Here is a 21,294-nt window from a genome sequence, read left to right on the forward strand (position 1 = left end):
AAAATAATCTCTAAAGCGTAGCGTCTCTTAAGCGAACCACCTCTTTGTGAGCGGTGTTTTGGTTATTAGTAGCGCACCGACTTCAAATAAGAAACACCCGCTAAATCAATGTAACGGATTTTTTGCTTTCTGGGGTTTAAAACACCAAACCTTCAACACTCAGATCGGGCGAGCAAAGTGACACCTGACACCAAAAAACATCGATTATAATTATAGTGTTCTTATTTCAAGAGCAGGATTACCAGCAACAACTGTATTCTCCTTTACATTTTTGGTGACGAGCGATCCCGCACCAATAACACTGTTATCGCCAATAGATACGCCTGCTAAAATAATTGCACCTGCACCAATCCATACGTTGTTGCCTATTATAATCGGTGCTGCAAAGTTTTCTTTATTCAGTCGCAGTGTAGGGTTAACAGCATGGGATACCGCTAGTAATTGAACATTGGGGCCTATTAAGCAGTCATCACCGATGGTAATTGCCCCCTCACTAATTGGAGCATCTAATACCGTACAGTTAATGTTTATGAAGCTACGATCACCAATAGTTATTTGATTACCATAATCGCAATGAAAACCTGATTCTATAATTACCCCTTCACCGCATTGAGCGAACAGCTCTTTAATGCGTTTTAAATTACCTTTACTTGGGCTTTTATTAAAGAGTCGGCATATTTCGCCAGTTTGCTTTCGTAGCGCTAATAGCGTTTTATCTAAGCTGTTAAATGACTGCATTAAGGCTTCTTTGATTGATTAACTGATCCTAGCGCTATTTTACCTTTATTATTCCTTGTTGAAAGCTGCTTTATTTTTGCTCGTTCACTTGCCATTTAACTAGTTTCGTTTAGAATTACACATCTTTCGAAACGAAACTTAATCTACGAGCTTTATGACTAAACGAAACACACAGCAACGCCGCCATTTAATACTTACTCAGATAAATGAGCTAGGTGAAGTGGCTGTTGAAAAGCTCGCTGAGCAGTTTCAAACATCTGAAGTAACCATTCGTAAAGATTTAACCGCGCTTGAAAAAAGCGGCTTGTTACTGCGCCGTTATGGTGGAGCTATTGCACTGCCTAAAGAAATCGTCACCGACGAAATAGACTCTAAACGCAAAGTAGCAATAGCTAAGGCTGCAGCAGCACTCATAAAAGATCATAACCGCATTATTATTGATAGCGGGCGCACTACGGCCGCTATGATCCCAGAGCTTGCAAATAAGCGAGGGTTAGTTGTAATGACCAACGCGATTAAAGTGGCGAGCCGTTTACTATCACTTGAAAACGAGCCAACACTTTTAATGACCGGTGGTACATGGGATCCACATTCTGAGTCGTTTCAGGGGCAAGTTGCTGAAAACGTATTATGCTCTTATGACTTCGATCAATTATTTATTGGTGCAGATGGCATAGATGTAAAGCGCGGCACGACTACCTTTAATGAGTTAGTTGGCTTAAGCCAAGTAATGGCAAAAGCAGCTCGCGAAGTAATCGTTATGGTTGAGTCAGATAAGATTGGCCGAAAAATACCAAATTTAGAATTACCGTGGAAAATAGTAACCACTTTAATAACCGATACTGGCTTAGCAGATGATAAACGCAAAGCGATTGAGGCGTGTGGTGTAAAACTAATTTGTGCAGAGATTATTGATTAGTAACTAAAAAGCGAGTTACTAGAATTAAAAAATTAATGGAGACACTATGTGTGGAATAGTTGGGGCAGTTGCAGAACGTCCAGTAAACAAAATTTTAGTTGAAGGCCTTAAACGTCTTGAATACCGTGGCTACGACTCTGCCGGTGTAGCACTTTTAGAAGGCTCTACACTAAATACTGTAAAAGCAGTCGGTAAAGTAGTTAACGTAGAGGCTGCACTTGAGAAAGCAGGTGTTAGCGGTCATACAGGTATTGCACACACACGCTGGGCAACACACGGCAGCGTTACTGAAGAAAACGCTCACCCGCATGTATCAAATAACCAGCTAGCACTCGTGCATAACGGTATTATTGAAAATCACGCAAGCTTACGCGCATCGCTTAAAGAAGAAGGCTACGAGTTCCTATCTGAAACCGATACCGAAGTAATGGTGCACTTAATTCATAAGCTTCGTAAGCAACACACTACGTTACTTGCATCTGTTCAAGCCGCAGTTAAGCAATTTGAAGGTGCGTTTGGTACCGTTGTATTTGATAAAGCAAACGACAATGAAATCATCGTAGCGCGCTCAGGTAGCCCACTTGTAATAGGTTTAGGCCTTGGCGAAAACTTTATTGCGTCTGATCAGTTAGCACTATTACCAGTTACACGTAGCTTCATCTTTTTAGAAGAAGGCGACGTAGCCCGAATTACACGTGATACTGTTGAAATTTTTGATGAAAATGGCGACGCTGTAGAGCGCGAAGTTATTGAATCAAATATCACGCAAGACGCTTCAGGCAAGGGCGACTACCGCCACTACATGCTAAAAGAAATTTACGAGCAACCACTTGCGGTACGCAATACCCTTGAAGGGCGTTTAAACGACGACCGCGTAGCAATTGACGCCTTTGGCGACAGCGCTCAGCAAATATTTAAAGATGTAAAACACGTACAAATTATTGCCTGTGGTACGTCATACCATTCAGGTATGGTTGCCCGTTACTGGCTTGAGCAATTTGCAGGCGTTAGCTGTAATGTTGAGATTGCCTCTGAGTTTAGATACCGCCAATCGTATGTACACGAAAACAGCCTACTTGTGACTATTTCACAATCGGGTGAAACAGCCGATACGCTAGCGGCATTACGCTTAGCTAAAGAGCAAGGTTACATGGCATCAATGACCATTTGTAACGTACCGGGTTCATCGCTTGTGCGCGAATCTGACCTTGCCTTTATGACTAAAGCCGGCGCTGAAATTGGTGTAGCTTCTACTAAAGCATTTACAACACAATTAGTTGGTTTGTTAATGCTTACTGCGTCTATAGCTCAAGAAAAACAACTTGATCAAAGTGCTATTGTAGATGCTATAAAAGTACTTCCTGCTAAGCTTGAAGAAACATTACTGCTTGCTGATGGCATTGCAGACCTTGCAGAAGAGTTTGCCGACAAACATCACTCACTGTTTTTAGGTCGTGGCTCGCAATACCCAATTGCAATGGAAGGTGCGCTTAAACTTAAAGAGATTTCGTACATTCACGCAGAAGCCTACGCAGCGGGCGAGCTTAAACATGGGCCACTTGCACTTATTGATGCCGACATGCCAATTATTGTTGTAGCACCAAACAATGAGCTATTAGAAAAGCTTAAATCAAACGTAGAAGAAGTACGTGCACGTGGCGGCATTATTTACGTATTCGCAGATAAAGATTCACACTTTGAGTCAGACGACACAATGCGTGTAATCAACGTAAACCACACTGACGACATTATTGCGCCAATTGTTTACACACTGCCATTACAGTTATTGTCGTACTATGTAGCCGTAATTAAAGGTACCGACGTTGACCAACCACGTAACTTAGCTAAATCTGTTACGGTTGAGTAAAATCAATAAGTTATTGTTTGTTAGTTAAAACTAAAAAGGCGCTCAACGCGTCCTTTTTTTGTACCTCAAAGCCTGTTAGATTAAATAACCCACTATTTTCAAAAGGATTAGTAATGCGTTTATTAGCCGTTATTTGTTTTGTTAGCTTTTTTGCTTTTAGTTCACAAAATGCCTTTGCACAATCTGGCACTAAACAGCAAAGTGTAGATTACTCTCAGTTCATGCACTCTATTAAATCGGCTGTTTTAAACGAAGAGCGTACTGTTGTAGTCCAGCTACCAAAGAACTACCAAGCTGAGCCAAACAAAGTTTATCCGGTCATTTATCGCCTTGATGGCGCGGGTAACATACCGCTTATAAGTGCTGTGATGGAGCGCTTGCAAAATGATAATCGTGCGCCCGAGGCTATTATTGTCGCTATTGAAAACAACAATCGACTCAGAGATTTATACCCCACAGTGAATAAAGAGCCACAAGGCCCGGTAGGTGAAGGCGGTGGTGCAGCAAAGTTTTTAGCATTTATTGAGCAAGAACTTATGCCCTTAATTAATAAAAGTTATCGTACGCACAATTATAATGTGATTGCAGGGGCCTCTGCTGCAGGCGTGTTTGCACTTTATACAATGCAAGCTAACCCTGATCTTTTCCAAGCGCATATTGCGTATAGCCCAGCGGTTTGGTGGAACTATGGTGCATCGGTAAAAGCAACTAAGGCGTTTATTAATAAATCAACAGACCTAAATAACTATGTCTACATTAATATAGGCGAAGAAGCAGGCATAATGCGTGAGCGATACAATGAACTTCAGCAAGCTTTGCAATCTAATAGCTTGCCAAATTTACGCTTTTTTAGTGATGCGTTTGATGGTGTCTCGCATAACCTGACTTCGGTTGCTGGTTCATTTAATGCCTATCACAACTTATTTTTGCCTAAAAAAATGCCCATAAGTGCTTTAACTGACGATGTAACCTCTATTGATGCTTATTATCAAAACTTATCTCGACAATGGGGCGAGCAGATTGCGCCATCGGATCGCGCTGTTAGATCACTCGGGTATAACTTAACGGGCAGCAAGCAATTTTCCCGCGCTATTGAAGTGTTTAGGTACAATATAAAAAACCACCCAAAATCAGTCGATGCGTTTTCAGCCTTATCTTATGGCTATGAAATGCAAGGCGATACTCGCCAAGCGCTTGAACAGATGGAATCTGCTTTAGCGATAGCAGACGACTCATATCCTTATATACATTACTTAAAAGAAACAAAAGCTAGATTACAAACGCAGCTAAGCAAAACGCAGTAATGTAAAAGGATAAAGCGCAGAAGGAGCCTGGGCTTACAGTTACCTTTACAACACGCAGCTGTTACCTATGAAAACATTTAAATCACTAATTCCTACTTAATAAGCGCTAAATACGCTAAGATTACAGGCTACTTTTTTAGCAATAAGCCCACAACTTTTATGACCTCAGCAACAAGCCCTAGCACTTTTAACGAACTTGGCCTTATTCCAGAGCTACAAGCTCGTTTAACCGATTTGGAATATAGCCAACCTACGCCAATTCAAGCTAAGGCGATTCCAAGTGTACTGGCTGGTAGCGATTTAATTGCGGGTGCAAATACTGGCTCAGGTAAAACAGCAACGTTTGCTTTGCCTATGTTGCAAAAGTTATTTTTAGAGCAAGGCGCTAAAAAAGCAGCGAGCAAAGGTAATTTTGTCACTGGGCTTATTTTGGTACCTACCCGTGAGCTTGCTACGCAGGTGGCCGATAGCGTTAAATCGTATTCTGCTAACTTTAATGGCGCGATTAAAACGGTGGCGGTATTTGGTGGTGTGTCGGTTAATACACAAATGCAGGCTCTACGCGGCGGCGCCGATATTATCGTGGCAACACCAGGGCGCTTGCTCGATTTAATCTCAAGCAATGCGATTAAGCTCGATAAGGTAACGACCTTAGTGCTTGATGAAGCCGACCGCATGTTAAGCCTTGGCTTTACCGAAGAGCTTACTGAGTTATTAGCGCTTATGCCTGCTAAAAAACAAACTATGTTGTTTTCAGCAACCTTCCCAGAGCAAGTCACACAATTAACGCAAGAGCTGTTAACCAGCCCAGTTGAAATACAAGTTCAAAGTAAAGACGAAAGCACGCTTGTACAGCGCGTATTTACAGTTAATAAAGGCGAAAAAACTACGGTTTTAGCGCATTTAATTAAAGCGCATAAATGGCGCCAAGCACTTATTTTTGTAAACGCTAAAAAAGACTGTGAGCACTTAGCAGGTAAGCTTGAAAAGCGTGGTATTAACGCACAGGTATTTCATGGTGATAAAGGCCAAAGTGAGCGTACTCGCGTAATAGAAAAATTTAAAGCCGGTGAAATAGAAGTACTTATTGCTACCGATATTGCTGCCCGTGGTTTAGATATTGCCAAACTGCCCGTTGTTATTAACTTTAACTTACCGCGCAGCCCCGCCGATTACATGCACCGTATTGGCCGAAGCGGCCGTGCCGGTGAAGTTGGCTTAGCGTTATCGTTAATTGATTATGAAGACTTTCATCACTTTAAAATAATCGAAAAGAAAAACAAACTTCGCTTAGAGCGTGAAGAAGTAACGGGTTTTGCAGTTAACCAAGCAAACCTTGATGCAGCTGATGCGCTTAAAAACGACAAGCCAATGGCAAAACCAGAAGGCACAGGTAAGAAAAAGAAGAAAAACAAAGTTAACCCAGAAGATGATGCATGGAGTGGTTGGCGAAATCGTTCTAAGTAAGGTTTTATAGTCACTTTATATTAGGCAGCTACCTTTATGAGGCGCTGCCTTCTTTACTGTTTGGGCACATAAAAGTGTAACTGTAGTTTATAAAGGGAAATTAAGTGAATTTACCAACCAAATGGCTATTGCTGCTTTGTGTATTAACTTGTTTTAAATTAAGTGCAAATACGCCATATGAAATTCCTAGAAGTAGCGTTATTCAGCTAACAGAACCTTCTAGTAAGCGTGTTTACCCTGTTTTTATTCAACTCCCTAAGTCATATAAAAATAAGCCAGGTAAAACATATCCAGTTATTTATTTAACCGATGCGCCGTATACCTTTCCTATAGTGGCAGGGGCTACACGGTTTCCTATGAATAGCGGCAAAATGCAGCAAGCAATTATTGTCGCCATTGGTTATGAAAAAGGGTCTATTGGATCTGCCAGTCGAATTAGAGACTACACACCTACCTTTGCAAAGGATTGGAAAAAACAAACAGGTAATGCACAAGGGCACATTAAGTTTATTAAAAGCACCGTGTTCCCTTATATTGAGCAAAACTACCGAGCAAGTCACACACAAAAAACCTACATAGGTAACTCGCTAGGCGGCTTATTTGGTGCCACTGTTTTATTTACAGAACCCGATTTATTTAGCCATTATATTATTGGTAGCCCGTCTGTTTGGTTTGATAGCAACGCAATCTTAGCGCTACAAGCAAATAAACCTAAAGTGCCTACAAAGGTTTATATATCGGTGGGAGCAAAGGAAATCCCAGCTTTTGGTGAAGGGCAAAATATGGTTGAGGGTGCCAAGCTATTGGTACAAAAAATTAATGCACTTAACAGTGACAACATACAATTAAAAAGTGTTGTTATTGAAGGGGCGAGCCATGTAACCGCATTTCCTACTACTGCAATACAAGGGCTTGATTGGGTGCTGGGAATAACAACGATCGACTCAAATATTTAATCATTCTAGCGTGCTAAATAGAGCGCTAACAGCGTTATGAATTTCTCATTTAGAACAACTACATGTCGATATTTATGCGTTGTTATCACGCTATTTATCTGTCGCTATAAATGCTTAATAACTTAACACGATTGGTGCAGCCAATAAGCCCTAAAGGGCACTAAAAGCTTAAGCGCTTTCAAGTTCCTGTTTCCAGTTTACCAGCACTTCAATAAACTCTGGGCCTATACCACAGCAACCCCCAATAACAGTTGCACCCTGAGCGTGCCACTTCTTTGCAAAGCCTAGGTATTCTGAAGGTGAAATATCACGATATGCTTGCGAGCCTTGATTGGCTTGATAGTCATGGGCAATAGGCGTAAAGCCGTTTGCAAAGGCGCCCAAAGCCACGGTTTTATTAAGCTTCGATAATACCTTATTAGTATCTATTAAGGCTTGTTCTATTACTTCGGGGATCGAGCAATTAAATAAAATACCTGCAACATTGTGATCAAGCAGTTCAGTTACGGCGTCAGTTACAAATTCGCCTGAGCGCAGGGTTGCTAGTTCGCTAACTTCATCATTTAAGGTAAATGCGTAATAGCATGGTTTGTTTGAATTTTTAAATACGCTTGCCATTACTTGTGCTTCTTCAATGCTAGAAATAGTTTCGCCAATCCATAAATCTACATACTCGTTTTGTGCTTCATAAAGTGTATTTAAAATAGTAAAACCACGCTTACGTTCAAATAGCTCCGGGCGGTAAGAGCCAAATACCGGAGGAAGCGAACCTGCTACCAGTATATTTTTATTTGCACTTTGAGCCGCTTTTTTTGCAATGATTGCAGCTTGGTTAGCAAGCTCGGCACCCTGTGCATCATAAAGCGCTTCGCCTAAATGAAACGGTACACAGGCGTAACTATTTACAGTAATTACTTCAGCGCCAGCATCTATAAACCCAGAGTGTGCTTGAGTAACAAAGTGTGGCGCTTCTATAAGTGCCTGTGCACTCCAAAGAGGTTGCGTAAACGGAGCGCCAATGCGTTTAAGTTCGCGGCCCATGCCACCATCTAAAATAATTACTTTTTTCATAATAAGCTTCCGCTGTTCTATACAATATGACGTCATTCAAGCATGTTTTGCTTAAAAATATAGTGAAACTTCATCAGGTTTAACATGAAAATAGCTCAATACTTTTTAATAGACACAAAAAAAGCGACTGCCTAGAGGAGTCGCTTACTTTTAAATAAGGATTAGCTTATTTGTAAAACGCTTCTACCTTGCCTTTTACTTTCATAAGCAATGGCTGACCGCGGCGATCTAACGCTTTAGGTGCTGCTACTTTAATCCAACCTTCGCTAATGCTGTATTCTTCAACGTCAAAACGTTCTTTGCCATTTAGAGTAATACCAATTTCATGTTCAAATACTTCTTCTACATAAAATTTGCTGCGTGGATTAATAGAAAGTTGATCTGGTAATTCAGGTTTGTTTGTATCAGTCATAATAGGGATCTGTATAGAATATATTGTGCGCTATTGTAGGCAATACAGGAGTTATGCTCAAGCAAGACTGAAATAAATGTTTGAAGGGGTTTTACTAATACTTATAAGAGGTAATTAAGGGGGTAATAAATGCGTTAAAAAACGCATTTATTTAAAACATGTTAAATGCTAACAATGTTTTCAGCTTGTGGGCCTTTTTGACCTTGAGTAACAGTAAACTGTACACGTTGGCCTTCAGCAAGGGTTTTAAAACCGTCGCCAGAGATTGCGCTGAAATGTGCAAACACATCAGGGCCAGACTCTTGCTCGATAAAACCAAAACCTTTTGCTTCGTTAAACCATTTTACTGAACCAGTAGTTGTAGTAGACATAATATGTATCCTAAAAAATTAATATAAGTGTGCCTGAAAAGAGGCGATTGAGCCGGAAAAAATAGTTAACTTGAGGATAACGCGCAGGATTATTACTAAAACAACGGGGTACTAACAAATAAAACAAAACTTCTTTCAAACTAGTATTCAAAATGGGTTATTGCTAACCCATTTAATTGTTTAGCAATTAGATGCTAACAATGTTCTCAGCCTGTGGGCCTTTTTGACCTTGAGTAACAGTAAACTGTACACGTTGGCCTTCAGCAAGGGTTTTAAAACCGTCGCCAGAGATTGCGCTGAAATGTGCAAACACATCAGGGCCAGACTCTTGCTCGATAAAACCAAAACCTTTTGCTTCATTAAAAAATTTAACTGTACCAGTTGTTGTATTAGACATAATAGATCCTAAAAATAAATAAAAGTGTGCCCTAAATAGGCAATTTAACAGGAAGAAAACGTGCATTTAACTGAGGATAACGCGAAGGATTATTACTAATATCAACGAGGTACTTACAAATAAACTGGGTTTTCATCAACCCGATGCCGAGCAGGATAACAGCATGTTTGATAATACACCAAGCTTTATTGTTATTTTATTTTTTAGCCTAGGGTAGTTTACTCTTTGTTGCGCCGTTTTTACTTATTATTACGTGGGTACGAGTCAGTAGATTAATGAAGAAGCAGTTATCGCGTTTACTACGTTACAAACCTCACGCCGCGATTAAATCGCCATTATATTCAACAAACTTCAATCCACAAAGATCAACACACCCTAGTTATTAGCAGTTAAAGCGCGGTTTATTAATCAAGTTGGATTTGGTAATGGTAATGATCGCTACGGCACTTGCTTTGGCGGTATTCTATGCGTTTACCTTCAATTGATTCGGTAATGCGTGACACTAATAACAGTGGTTCGCCAGTTTTAATTGCGAGCATTTTTGCATCAGTTTCGTCGGCTAATACCGCTTTAATACTGTCTTGGGTTTTATGTACGGTTTGATTAAATTTGGTTTGGTAGTAGTGGTACAATGTATGCGGAATATCGCTAATTTGATGTATATCAGGAAAGTAGCTTTGTGGAAGGTATATAGTCTCGCTCATACAAAATTCGTTATCAAGAATACGCCTACGCACAAGCTTGGTTACTTTGTCTTTTTTATTAAGTTGTAAGGCATCGATAACATCGTGTGTTGCGGGGCATAGCTCAACCGATAGAAGCTCTGCCTTGGGTAAGTCTGCACCTTTACCATCGGCCTGAAGCGGGAAAAATCTAAACAGTGCGTCTTGCGCAGTATGCTCAGATACAAAGGTACCAACACCTTGACGGCGGGTGACTATTTTATCGTCGGTTAGTAAGTTAAGGGCTTTACGAACAGTGCCTTGGCTTACATTAAATTCTTCAGCAAGGCGAAACTCGCTAGGTAATGATTCGCCAGGTACCCAGCGTCTTTCAACAACGAGCTGTTTAATATAATCAGCCACTTGTAAGTAAAGTGGTTGAAAAGCCAAGCTTGGGCCACTTAATTTGTGATCAAACATAGAGTTACTCATTGTTATTTACCGTTAAATTCAATCCACCTGTAGTTATAACATAGGTGGTACTTTTTGCGCATCTTTGCGTAAGCCCAATTAATTATGAGCTATTGCAATACAGCTTACATTTACATTGTTATTAAAAACAATTTGTTACGCTACAATAGCGCATATCTAGGAAATTTAAGATGCTCAGTATCTCGTTAGAACTCATATTGCTTATGGCGCTTTTTCTTGGCATTGCCACCATAATGCAAACGCTTAGTGGGTTTGGTTTTGGGTTGCTGGTGGTTGCCAGTTTTACGCTCTTAGATGTATTGCCATTAACGGCAACCACGTTTTTAGTAAGTCTGTTAGGTCTTGTTAACTCAACCATTGTGGTGATTAAAAACCGTAATGCGGTAAAAATCCCCGAACTAAAACTGATGCTGTACACGGGTATTCCGCTAATGTTGCTAGGGTTTGTTTTGCTTGAATATATGTCGGCGCATTTAACGCAGCTTTTAAACTTTATTTTAGGAATTAGTATTTTGCTGTGTTGTGGCTTAATGCTAGTTGGCCGTGAAAAAGTTAATAAGGAGAGCGGGCGTAGCTCATTTTTAATCGCAGGCGGCTTAAGTGGTTTGTTGGGCGGGCTGTTTTCAACCTCGGGACCACCGCTGGTTTTTCAGTGCTATAAACAAAGTTGGTCTATTGAGGCCATACGCAGCACATTGCTTGCTGTATTTACCATTAGCGGCTTAGTGCGTGTAGGTATTGCAACATTTGGCACCTTACCTGAGCCCGACATTATGTTTTTAATTGCAGCGGCAATACCTCTTGTGCTTTTAGTTACACATTTTGCCCGTAAATTAACCCATTACGTTGATGCAAAATGGGTTTATATAATAGCAATTACATTGCTCGGCTTAAGTGGTGTATCGCTGGTGGCCACATCAGCAGCGAGTATATTGTAAATTTAGTGGGTAACTTAACTTAAGTTTATTTACGTTGATATGGGAATTACAGTAGTTTAACTAGTGTCTTATGAACAGTTAGTGGTTGGTTAAGAAGCCCCTTAAATGCATTTGAATTACGTGAGCCAGACTTTGAAGCCACGGCTTGTTAGTACATAAATCAGCAATAAGACGATGCCTTTAGAGTATCGCTTATTGCTAAAAACTTAACAGACGAAAGCTATGCAACAACCTACAGTGGCGATAATTTCCGTTACCAAATACCGCGTGATGCAGAGCGCTACTTTGGGGTGTCGTTTAAGGCGCGCTTTTAATAGTTAAAAATTTTCCCTTGTATAACAACAAGCGCAGCGTTAAACCGCTGCGCTTTTTTGTGTCTTATTTTTGTAAATCTTTGGTCACTTTTTCTTCATTAAAACGTCCTTTATTAGTCATATGTATTTTCTATAGTGCAGCGGTTACTTATTTGAGGTTTTAGCTTCAAGCAAAAATAACCACTACATAATGGGAATAATAAAGGATGAAAATTAAAAAAGTCGCTGCGGCGGTTGGGCTAACATTTATGTTAAGCGCTGCAAGTCATGCCAATGTATTACCACAAAGCCAAACAGACAATAACTGGTATACAAACGCACAAACTACGTTAGCTACTAAAAATACTCTGGCACAAAGTGCACAAGTTACAAAAGCAAAAAACGTAATTTTATTTGTGGGTGACGGCATGGGTATTTCTACCCTAACGGCAGCACGTATTTTAAAAGGCCAACGAGCAGGCAACCCAGGTGAAGAAGGCTATTTAAGCTTTGAAGAGTTCCCGTATTCTGCGCAAGTTAAAACGTATAACGTAGATGCGCAAACGCCGGATTCTGCAGGCACAATGACCGCAATGATCTCAGGTGTTAAAACTGATGTAGGCGTAATTGGTGTAGATGAAGACATTGAGCGCGGTGTATGTTCAACTGTATCGGGTAACGAGCTTTTAACTGCAACAGAACTAGCTGAAATTAAAGGCCTTGCAACAGGGGTTATCTCTACAGCGCGTATTACCCATGCAACGCCAGCGGCCACGTATGCTAAATCGGCAGACCGTAACTGGGAAGATATTTCAGATATGCCAGAAGGGTCAGAAGCCTGTGAAGATATTGCATCTCAACTGGTTAACTTTGAAAAAAACCTAGAAGCGCGCTTTTTAGGTACCGACGTAGACGGTCTTGATTTTGTAATGGGCGGCGGTCGTCGTCACTTTTTACCAAAAGATGCTGCGGCTAATTCAAGCGATGCAACAAGCGCCGTTGAAGGCGATCGTACCGATGAGCGTAACCTTGTCACTGAGTGGCAAACACAATATCCAAATGCAACGTACGTCATGGACCAAGCAGGGTTTGATGCTATTGCCGATGACGCTACGAAAGTATTTGGCTTATTTAACGAATCGCACATGCAATACGAAGCTGACCGAGCAAACGACGTAGCAGGCGAGCCATCACTGACCGAAATGACCACAAAAGCAATCGACGTGCTGGGTAAAAACGACAATGGCTTTTTCTTAACGGTTGAGTCGGGTCGTATTGACCATGCGCACCACGCAGGTAATGCTTACAACGCACTTAACGACACCATTGAATTTGCCAATGCAGTTCAAGCAGCAATCGATAATACCAACCCAGAAGAAACCCTTATTTTAGTGACTGCCGATCACAGCCACGTATTTACTATTGCTGGTTACCCTAAGCGCGGTAACCCAATTTTAGGCCAAGTAGTGGCGGTAGGCCAAACAGCGCCAAGCCTTGCTGCCGATGACATGCCATACACTACAGTAGGTTATGCAAATGGTTTAGGTTTTAGAGACCTAGGTGATGAAACAAACGCTGATGCAACCTACGTAAGCGGCCCAGTAGCTGGGCGCGTTGAGTTAAATGGTGTTGATACAACAACCCCAGGTTTTCACCAAGAAACAACGGTGCCACTCGGTTCTGAAACACATGCCGGTGAAGATATTTCACTGCATGCTAAAGGCCCAGGTGCACAACTTGCTCAAGGCGTTATTGAGCAAAACGTTGTATTTCATCTAATTAACCAAGCTCTTGAATTAACTCAGCAATAATGGCGGCGAACATGAAAAAATTAACAGTACTTTCTTTAGCAGTAATGGTCGCGCTAGCGGGTTGTTCAAGTGATGACGATAAAAGTGATAACAACATTATCGCAGTAGACAACGCCATAGCCGTGGGCTCAGCGCAATGTATTAATGGCGGTGTAGAAACCCAAGTGGGCGTAGATACAAACGAAAATGGCGAACTCGATAGCGACGAAGTTAACTCATCTAACCTAGTGTGTAATGCGCCGGCAACGTCGCTAACTACTGAGCAATTAGCTAACCTTACAGGTAATGCCTGGTATAGCGACGCACAAACAAAGTTATCAGCAACGCAGCAAGCTAATACCGAAGCGGTTACAGAGTCGGGCAAGGCGAAAAATGTTATTTTATTTGTAGGCGACGGTATGGGTATTTCTACCGTTACGGCTGCACGTATTTTAGCGGGTCAGCTTGAAGGCGGCATGGGTGAAGACTACCAACTTAGTTTTGAAACCATGCCTTACTCAGGCTTTGTTAAAACGTACAACGTAGATGCACAAACACCTGATTCAGCAGGCACAATGACGGCGATGGTGTCAGGCGTTAAAACTGATGTTGGCGTAATCGGTGTAGACGAAGACATTGAGCGCGGTGTTTGTTCAACTGTTGCAGGTAATGAGCTGGTCACCTCGCTTGAGCTTGCTGAAATAGCAGGCAAAGCAACAGGCCTTATTTCAACGGCACGTATTACTCACGCAACACCCGCGGCAACGTATGCGAAGTCGGCTGATCGTAACTGGGAAGATAACTCTGATATGCCAGCAGGTTCAGACGCATGTGAAGACATTGCATCGCAACTTGTTAACTTTGAAGCTAACCTAGAAGCACGCTTTGCAGGCATTGATGTAGATGGTATTGACGTAGTAATGGGTGGCGGTCGTCGTCACTTTTTACCAAAAGATGCCGCGGCTAATTCAAGCGATGCAATTAGCGCAGTTGAAGGGGATCGTACCGATGGCCGTAACTTAGTAACCGAGTGGCAAGCTACTTACCCTAATGGCAACTACGTAATGGACCAAACAGGGTTTGATGCAATTAGCGACGATGCTACAAAGGTGTTTGGTTTATTTAACGAATCTCACATGCAATACGAAGCAGACCGTGCAAACGATGTAGCGGGCGAGCCTTCGCTTTCACAAATGACTGAAAAAGCAATCAACGTGCTTAACAACAACGAAAACGGCTTTTTCTTATCGGTAGAGGCCGGGCGAATAGATCACGCACACCACGCAGGCAATGCATACAACGCGCTTAACGACACCATTGAATTTGCTAAAGCCGTTAAAGCCGCTATGGACAGCACTAACCCAGAAGAAACGCTGATTGTGGTGACTGCCGATCACAGCCATGTATTTACTATTGCAGGCTACCCAAAACGTGGTAACCCAATATTAGGTAAAGTGGTTGCAGTTGGCCAAACCGAGCCAAGCCTTGCAGCCGACGACATGCCATATACTACAGTAGGTTACACCAATGGTTTAGGCTACAGAGACTTAGGCGATGAAACCAATGCCGACGCTTCTTACTTAGCTGCACCGGTTACAGGCCGTGTTGATTTAACAAATGTTGATACAACCACACCGGGCTTTCACCAAGAGTCGTTAGTACCACTTAGTTCAGAAACCCACGCGGGTGAAGATGTAGGTGTTTACGCAATGGGCCCAGGTGCACATTTAGTAACAGGCACAAACGAGCAAAGCTTTTTATTCCATGTAATGGACTTTGCCGCAGACCTAGTTAAAACAGCCGATGAAACAGTGGCTCAGTAAATAGAGCCTATTAAAAGCCCGCATTATTTTGCGGGCTTTTTTATGTCATAAAAATGCCATTGTTAGTGGTTATGTTATGGCAATAACAGTGACGTTAAATATAGAGAGCACCATGAAAACAGCATTATCATTACTCGCAACCATGTTGGTTGCCACACTAACAAGCGCCAGCGCAGTTGCCACTCAGTGCAACCTAAATAGCCAGTATTTAAAAGCCGACTACACAATTACCAACACCCACAAAAATAAGCAAAGTAGTCAGGTACTTACACTTTGGCGTAATAACCAGCAAGTCGCACATCAAAGCGATGTTACTACTGAGCTGTGGCAACATTTAGCTAATAAACAAATTCGTCCAATACGTTATTTTAATGCCCAACAACGCGGTATTGAGTATCAGCCATCGGAAGTGCGCGGCGTACAAAATTGGAGTGCTAAAAATCAGCTGGTGGATAATCACTTAATTAAAAAAATGACCCTTACAAAAACGCAAGGCACAGGCTGTGATGAGGTAAAAAACTACACCTACCAAGAGGGTGAAAATACCTACACACTTGCTTTTTATAGCCAAACCCAGCTTGTTAAATCTTTTAGTGTAAACAACACAAAAAACCAAGCAATCACGTTACTAAGCTTAAATAACGTAAGCTACAACAAGCAGCAAGTTACTTTGCAATTTGCACAGTGGGACCGCTTTCAAACCACCGATTACGCCGACATTGGCGATAACGAAAACGACCCGTTTTTAGCAAAAATGATAAACCTAGGTTTTATAGAGCACGGTGCAACAGGGTTTTATAACCAGCAAGGTGAAGCGATTCAAGGTGGGCACCACCACTAGGGTTTAGATGAGTTTTAATATGGTGTAAAACGAGCTTGCTGTGTTGGGGATAAATTTATACTTCAATCAGCAAGCTGTGGTGAGCTACCAATCACCCTGTAAAATTTAAAATACCCCTGCCCAAATAAGACCTCGAATAATCGGCTCTTCTTATAAATAAGCAGCCACTTACAGCCAAATATTTTTAATTGGCAAAAACTTGCGCTATTTGATACTAATAGAAGTCCACACAATAGGGACGTTTGCAAAAATGCCTCTTAACAAAGCTGTTATATTGGACTTAAATGCGAGCACTTTTAGTTATATGTTTTTTCTGGACTAACTCATTATTCGCCTGCGGTGATGATGAACTAGGTCAACTCGCATCTTTTGCAATAAATGAAGACTATAGCGTAGGTAACGTTACAGGCTATAATGTATATGTACCTGAAATGTTTAATAATTATTATTTAACGTCATTTACTCTAGTGATAAAAGATACTTTCTTAGGAGACTTAAACTTTACTGAAGCTAATAGTTATAAAGGTTATTACAAAGCTTTTTTTCAAGTTAATCCTGAAGAATTAGATTTACTAAATATAGTACTCGGTTACTCAACAACACAGGACAAAAAAGGAATTGTGATGTGTGGTGAAAGAATACAGTTAAATTTAAAAGAGTTGCTCAGAGCAAATCGGCCAGAAGCGATCATAGCAATACCACCGCCGTTAAAATAAAAATTATGTTCTTTTTTACAACGTCGCTCAGAAAGTTTGAAGTAGCTTGGTTGAGTTTTTTACGGCGCTTCAATTGTTCGCAATGTTTAAACAAAGTTAGGAGTTACTTTTAATGAGAAAGTACGTATTTAGTCTTTTATTTATCTTATTACTAGCCGGGTGTGATTTTGAAGTACCTGGAGCCGATGAAAGGTTTGGTACGCAAAACTTTGTATCTGCTATTTCTCTCATTGAACTACATAAAACCCGCAATGGCGTATATCCAAACACTTTAGCCGAACTGGATTTTTTAGGTGATTGGGATGGTATTTGGTTGTCCGCTGTTAAATATGAAAAAAATGATGACGGCTACAATTTATACCTTGAGAGAGGATGGGCTGGTAAGCCCTCATTAGAGTTTCCTGAGAGATTCAAGCAAGGTTTAGGTATTAAAGAAACCAATATTAAATGGGTAAAAAACTAATTACCAAAGCTTAAACAGTTGCTTATAAGGAGTTTGCATCGAATATGCGCATTATGAATTTTATTGAAAAAGCTAATAAGGTATTACTATTTATTGCTGCGTTAGTTGTAATTTTTGCTATTGGTAAGAGCCTTATTAGTGATCTTTTTAAAAGTGGCTATTCTGCGCCTAAGGTTCAGGTGATAGAACATAGTGCAGCCCTTGATGAAGAACCAAAGTTACAAAAAAATTATATTGGTCAAATCAAAGATGTTCACATTTTAGAAATCACATCTGACAAAATAGTAAATCAAAAACCTTACGGCGCTAATGCTGAAATTATTGTTTCCTCAGCACTGAATTTTAGTCGTAATGCAGTAAATTTAATGTTTACTAAAGCTGGCGAGAAAAACAAAGTGTTATTCAAAAATAACGTATTAATTGTAGGCTTTTCTCCGGTTCAATTAAAAGAAACCAGTTACCAAAGCGTTTTAAGTAAAAATATTTACTCAGTTGTACAAAACGATACAAACAAAGATGGCTTTTTAAATAGTGAAGACCAAAAAGAGTTATTAGTTTCTGAATACGACGGCTCTGGCTTGAAATCCATTATGGATAATATTGAGGGCTATCAGTTAATTAGTAATAATACGGCCTTAATTTATACCAAACCGGAGAGTGAAACACTTTATTATATTTTTGATGTACTATCAGGTGAGCTAGTTAAGCTTGATACACGCTTGTAGTTAGTAATTAACTTAAACACACAACCTAATTGTGCGCTGAAAGGCGTTTTATATGGACATGACAATGCTCAAATCTATTACTGTTACTAAAAAGAATTATACCGACTACGCTGATTTTATAATAAAAAAGTTGTGTGCGCCTAAAGATAATAAAGGTCTAGGGTTTATAAAAAATGTGATTGCATGGTTCGTGCTAACTGTTGTTTTTATGACTTTTTTTCAGGTTGAGTCTATTCGCCTTTCTGACTTTCATTGGCCAAGTGGGTTAATTGTGGCAGTGCCATTTTTAATATTGATTATTGTATTTTTATACAATAATCATAAATTAAAAAAGCAATCAATCCCCAATGAAAATGGCGTAATGATTGGCAATAAAACAATTGAGTTTCAAGCTGATGGTATTTGCGAAACTAATCATCTAGGACGTTACTTTTATAAATGGCAAGCCTTTGAATCAATAGAATAAAATAAAGGCGACTTATATATATTTGTAGACAAGCTATTGGCTTTAATAATTCCAGCTAGTGCTTTTACAAGCGAAGCCGAAAAAGAAGAACTAAAAGCTTTAATTAAAGCCTATATCTAGTTATGTATTAATTTATGAATATTTACAAAGCTTTAGCGCTTATTTTAATGCTTATACCTATTTCATCAATGGGAAGTGAAAAACAAGCTAACACTACCGATGAACAACAAGATAAGTATCTTGAGCATAGAGCTGCTTGGGAGAAAATGCTAAAAGAGCGCTATGACAAAGAGTTAAAGCACAACCCACCAATACCGCCTTGGATTAAATTTCCAGATTATCACCCAAGCGAAATTTTTTGGAGAATGGGGGAAGGCGAAAGCTACATAAGTGACTACGTCTTTACTTATTTTAAGTACGCTTCTAAAGCTGAAATAAATGCTTATAAGATTAAATATCCAGAACCCGCAGATTGGGGAGGAATATATAAGCGTTTTGAACACTAGCTAAAGTTCGGCTATGTTTTTAGGTAACTTATGTGAGTGTGGTATTTATTAAAAGTGCTATTAACTCATGCTAATAGCACATATCAATTTTTAGACACTACTCCAAATGAGCATCATCAGGCTTTTTAGGTTTATCAGCGAGTTCTGTTAGGCCGTCTTCACAGTCGCCGCTATCGCAGGTATTTAAATCGCTTTGTGCTTGCCTGTCTTGCTGTAATACTTGCTTTAAATCTTCCATACGTTGGCGCACGGCTACGCCGTAGCTGGCATCGTCGCCCCATAGTTCGGCAAGTTGTACAACCGCAGCGCGATCGTGTTCTCTAAACAGCTTACCGGCGCGCTCGGCGTCTTGTTTGTTGTTTCCAAGTAGCTCGAGTGCTTCTACGGCTAAATTAATAGCTGAGTCGACGGTTTCGCGGTTAAAGGCATCTACTTTTAAATTAAGTAATTTGTAAGCGTGGCGACGGTCTATTGCGCGGGCAACAATTTTTAATTGTGGGTAGTTTTTGTGGGCAAGCTCAATTATTTCAATAGTTTTGTCAGGGTCATCAATGGCAACAACCAGCATTTGTGCGGTATGAGCGCCTGCAGCTTCAAGGAGTTCTTGGCGGGCGGCGTCGCCATAAAATACGGTATTACCAAAGCGGCGTAGTAATTCTATTTGGCTGGGGCTGTGATCGAGTACTGTTATTTCGTAGCCTTGGGCGTGTAATAAACGGCCCATAATTTGTCCAAACCGTCCGTAGCCCGCAATAATAACGTGTTTAGCTGTGCTAATTTGTTCAGGCTTGTCGAACTCTGGCGCACTGGTATGGCTGCGCTTTTCGAGTTGTTCGTACATCATTAACAACAGCGGCGCTACTAACATGGATACGGCGACGACCAGGGTCACTAAGCTTGTTTGTTCTGGTGTTAAAATGGCCAGTGTTGTGGTTACGCTTAATAATACAAAGGCAAATTCGCCGCCTTGTGCAAGGGCTAATGCAAATAGTAAGCGCTGTTTTTTACTGATGTTAAAGGTAATGGCAAGGGCATATAAAATACAGGCTTTTACCACAATAAGTAATGCAACAAGTGCGATAACAGTTGAAAACTCACTAGCCAATAACTCAAAGTTAATAGAGGCACCTACGGTTATAAAAAATAACCCGAGAAGTAGGCCTTTAAAGGGCTCTATATCGGCTTCGAGCTCATGCCTAAATTCACTTTCGGCAAGGACTACCCCTGCTAAAAACGTTCCTAATGCTGGTGAAAGCCCAATACTTTGCATAACAAGAGCAATAGCCACCACTAAAAATAGCGCAAAAATAGTGAATATTTCACGCATGTGAGTTTTAGCTATGTATCTAAATAATGGGGCTGATACGTATTTACCACCGGCAATAATGGCTGCGATCACGCCTACTGATACAGCAACTTGTTGCCATACTGGCCAGTTGGCAATAATAGAATGGCTGATTTCTTTAGAGCTACTTGGTGGAGCAAAGGCAAGCAATGGCAGCAGTGCCAAAATAGGAATAATGGCTATGTCTTGAAATAATAAAACTGAGAATGCATTTTGGCCGGCTTCGCGCTTTAGCCAGCCTTTTTCTTCAAGGCTTTGCAGTACAATAGCGGTTGACGATAACGCGAGCATTAAACCAATAGCGAGTGCGGTTTGCCAAGGCATGGTAAAAAACCAAAAACAAAACGCAAAAATAACGGCGGCAGTTAGCACTACTTGCAGGCCACCGAGTCCTAATATTGAGTGGCGAAGCTTCCATAAGCGGGAAGGTTGCAGTTCAAGGCCAACTAAAAATAGCATCATCACTACGCCAAATTCGGCGAAATGCATTACATCGGTTTGATCGCCCACTACCCCTAATGCATAGGGGCCAATGAGTATGCCGGCAATTAAGTAACCCAGTACCGAGCCAAGGCCCACTCGCTTGGCGATAGGAACCGCCACAATAGCCGCAGCTAAGTATATTAACGCTATTTCTAACACGTGCTTACCTTATTAACGTTGAGATAAATAGCATGGCTTAGGTGCGTATAAAATACAATGAGTTATGTGGATATATGCTGTTATTTGTTG

At 40.8% G+C, this 21,294-nt stretch carries 22 protein-coding genes; 15 read left to right on the forward strand and 7 right to left on the reverse strand.

Annotation, left to right across the window (positions count from 1 at the left end; all coding sequences use genetic code 11):
• Positions 1-210: 210 nt before the first annotated feature.
• A complete protein-coding gene (locus P20480_RS03940) occupies positions 211-738 on the reverse strand; it encodes a sugar O-acetyltransferase (RefSeq protein ID WP_008131857.1) in 528 nt (175 codons plus the stop codon).
• Positions 739-892: 154 nt separating this feature from the next.
• Between P20480_RS03940 and P20480_RS03935 the strand changes: the two genes are divergently transcribed.
• From P20480_RS03935 to P20480_RS03915, 5 genes are all read left to right on the forward strand, one after another.
• Positions 893-1,657 (forward strand): DeoR/GlpR family DNA-binding transcription regulator, encoded by a 765-nt coding sequence (locus tag P20480_RS03935; protein WP_008131858.1) that lies wholly within the window; start codon positions 893-895, stop codon positions 1,655-1,657.
• Positions 1,658-1,703: 46 nt separating this feature from the next.
• Positions 1,704-3,524, forward strand: coding sequence for a glutamine--fructose-6-phosphate transaminase (isomerizing) (gene glmS / locus P20480_RS03930; protein WP_008131859.1), 1,821 nt, complete (start codon positions 1,704-1,706; stop codon positions 3,522-3,524).
• Between the two features lie 113 nt (positions 3,525-3,637).
• A complete protein-coding gene (locus tag P20480_RS03925; RefSeq protein WP_008131861.1) occupies positions 3,638-4,828 on the forward strand; it encodes an alpha/beta hydrolase-fold protein in 1,191 nt (396 codons plus the stop codon).
• A gap of 159 nt (positions 4,829-4,987) precedes the next feature.
• On the forward strand, positions 4,988-6,295 hold the full coding sequence (locus P20480_RS03920) for a DEAD/DEAH box helicase (protein ID WP_008131863.1): 1,308 nt from the start codon (positions 4,988-4,990) through the stop codon (positions 6,293-6,295).
• Between the two features lie 104 nt (positions 6,296-6,399).
• On the forward strand, positions 6,400-7,251 hold the full coding sequence (locus P20480_RS03915; RefSeq protein WP_008131865.1) for an alpha/beta hydrolase: 852 nt from the start codon (positions 6,400-6,402) through the stop codon (positions 7,249-7,251).
• A gap of 168 nt (positions 7,252-7,419) precedes the next feature.
• On the opposite strand, the gene P20480_RS03910 is transcribed toward P20480_RS03915, so the two are convergent.
• The 5 genes from P20480_RS03910 to P20480_RS03890 all read right to left on the reverse strand — a co-directional run bounded on the left by P20480_RS03910 (position 7,420) and on the right by P20480_RS03890 (position 10,656).
• Positions 7,420-8,322 (reverse strand): homocysteine S-methyltransferase family protein, encoded by a 903-nt coding sequence (locus tag P20480_RS03910; protein WP_008131867.1) that lies wholly within the window; start codon positions 8,320-8,322, stop codon positions 7,420-7,422.
• Positions 8,323-8,488: 166 nt separating this feature from the next.
• Positions 8,489-8,734 carry a DUF3297 family protein gene (locus P20480_RS03905; protein ID WP_006792550.1) on the reverse strand — a complete coding sequence of 82 codons (246 nt, stop codon included), beginning with the start codon at positions 8,732-8,734 and terminating at the stop codon, positions 8,489-8,491.
• Between the two features lie 161 nt (positions 8,735-8,895).
• Complete coding sequence (locus P20480_RS03900) at positions 8,896-9,105, reverse strand: cold-shock protein (protein WP_006792549.1); 210 nt, start codon at positions 9,103-9,105, stop codon at positions 8,896-8,898.
• 187 nt (positions 9,106-9,292) lie between these two features.
• Positions 9,293-9,502, reverse strand: coding sequence for a cold-shock protein (locus P20480_RS03895; protein ID WP_006792548.1), 210 nt, complete (start codon positions 9,500-9,502; stop codon positions 9,293-9,295).
• Between the two features lie 404 nt (positions 9,503-9,906).
• Positions 9,907-10,656, reverse strand: coding sequence for a GntR family transcriptional regulator (locus tag P20480_RS03890; protein ID WP_008131874.1), 750 nt, complete (start codon positions 10,654-10,656; stop codon positions 9,907-9,909).
• Between the two features lie 170 nt (positions 10,657-10,826).
• On the opposite strand from P20480_RS03890, the gene P20480_RS03885 reads away from it, so the two are divergent.
• The 10 genes from P20480_RS03885 (at position 10,827) to P20480_RS03845 (ending at position 19,217) form a co-directional block, all read left to right on the forward strand.
• The gene (locus tag P20480_RS03885; protein ID WP_008131875.1) at positions 10,827-11,594 is read left to right on the forward strand and encodes a sulfite exporter TauE/SafE family protein; all 768 of its coding nucleotides are present in this window, start codon (positions 10,827-10,829) and stop codon (positions 11,592-11,594) included.
• 520 nt (positions 11,595-12,114) lie between these two features.
• Positions 12,115-13,698 (forward strand): alkaline phosphatase, encoded by a 1,584-nt coding sequence (locus tag P20480_RS03880; RefSeq protein ID WP_008131876.1) that lies wholly within the window; start codon positions 12,115-12,117, stop codon positions 13,696-13,698.
• A gap of 11 nt (positions 13,699-13,709) precedes the next feature.
• Positions 13,710-15,500 carry an alkaline phosphatase gene (locus P20480_RS03875; protein WP_006792538.1) on the forward strand — a complete coding sequence of 597 codons (1,791 nt, stop codon included), beginning with the start codon at positions 13,710-13,712 and terminating at the stop codon, positions 15,498-15,500.
• Positions 15,501-15,612: 112 nt separating this feature from the next.
• Complete coding sequence (locus P20480_RS03870) at positions 15,613-16,341, forward strand: hypothetical protein (protein ID WP_033025783.1); 729 nt, start codon at positions 15,613-15,615, stop codon at positions 16,339-16,341.
• Between the two features lie 284 nt (positions 16,342-16,625).
• Entirely contained in the window at positions 16,626-17,057 is a 432-nt protein-coding gene (locus P20480_RS03865; protein ID WP_008131882.1) for a hypothetical protein, read from the forward strand.
• Between the two features lie 112 nt (positions 17,058-17,169).
• The gene (locus tag P20480_RS03860; RefSeq protein WP_008131883.1) at positions 17,170-17,520 is read left to right on the forward strand and encodes a hypothetical protein; all 351 of its coding nucleotides are present in this window, start codon (positions 17,170-17,172) and stop codon (positions 17,518-17,520) included.
• Positions 17,521-17,564: 44 nt separating this feature from the next.
• Positions 17,565-18,245, forward strand: coding sequence for a hypothetical protein (locus tag P20480_RS03855; protein WP_008131885.1), 681 nt, complete (start codon positions 17,565-17,567; stop codon positions 18,243-18,245).
• Positions 18,246-18,297: 52 nt separating this feature from the next.
• Positions 18,298-18,711, forward strand: coding sequence for a hypothetical protein (locus P20480_RS03850; RefSeq protein WP_008131886.1), 414 nt, complete (start codon positions 18,298-18,300; stop codon positions 18,709-18,711).
• Between the two features lie 18 nt (positions 18,712-18,729).
• Positions 18,730-18,831: a hypothetical protein gene (locus P20480_RS20130; protein ID WP_349304530.1), complete on the forward strand. Its 102-nt coding sequence runs from the start codon at positions 18,730-18,732 to the stop codon at positions 18,829-18,831.
• A gap of 14 nt (positions 18,832-18,845) precedes the next feature.
• Positions 18,846-19,217 carry a hypothetical protein gene (locus P20480_RS03845; protein ID WP_008131888.1) on the forward strand — a complete coding sequence of 124 codons (372 nt, stop codon included), beginning with the start codon at positions 18,846-18,848 and terminating at the stop codon, positions 19,215-19,217.
• Between the two features lie 97 nt (positions 19,218-19,314).
• Here P20480_RS03845 and P20480_RS03840 read toward each other — a convergent pair whose 3' ends face one another.
• A complete protein-coding gene (locus P20480_RS03840) occupies positions 19,315-21,204 on the reverse strand; it encodes a monovalent cation:proton antiporter-2 (CPA2) family protein (protein WP_006792530.1) in 1,890 nt (629 codons plus the stop codon).
• Positions 21,205-21,294 lie beyond the last annotated feature (90 nt).

The organism is Pseudoalteromonas sp. BSi20480 (genome assembly GCF_000241365.1).
Taxonomy (GTDB): domain Bacteria; phylum Pseudomonadota; class Gammaproteobacteria; order Enterobacterales; family Alteromonadaceae; genus Pseudoalteromonas; species Pseudoalteromonas marina.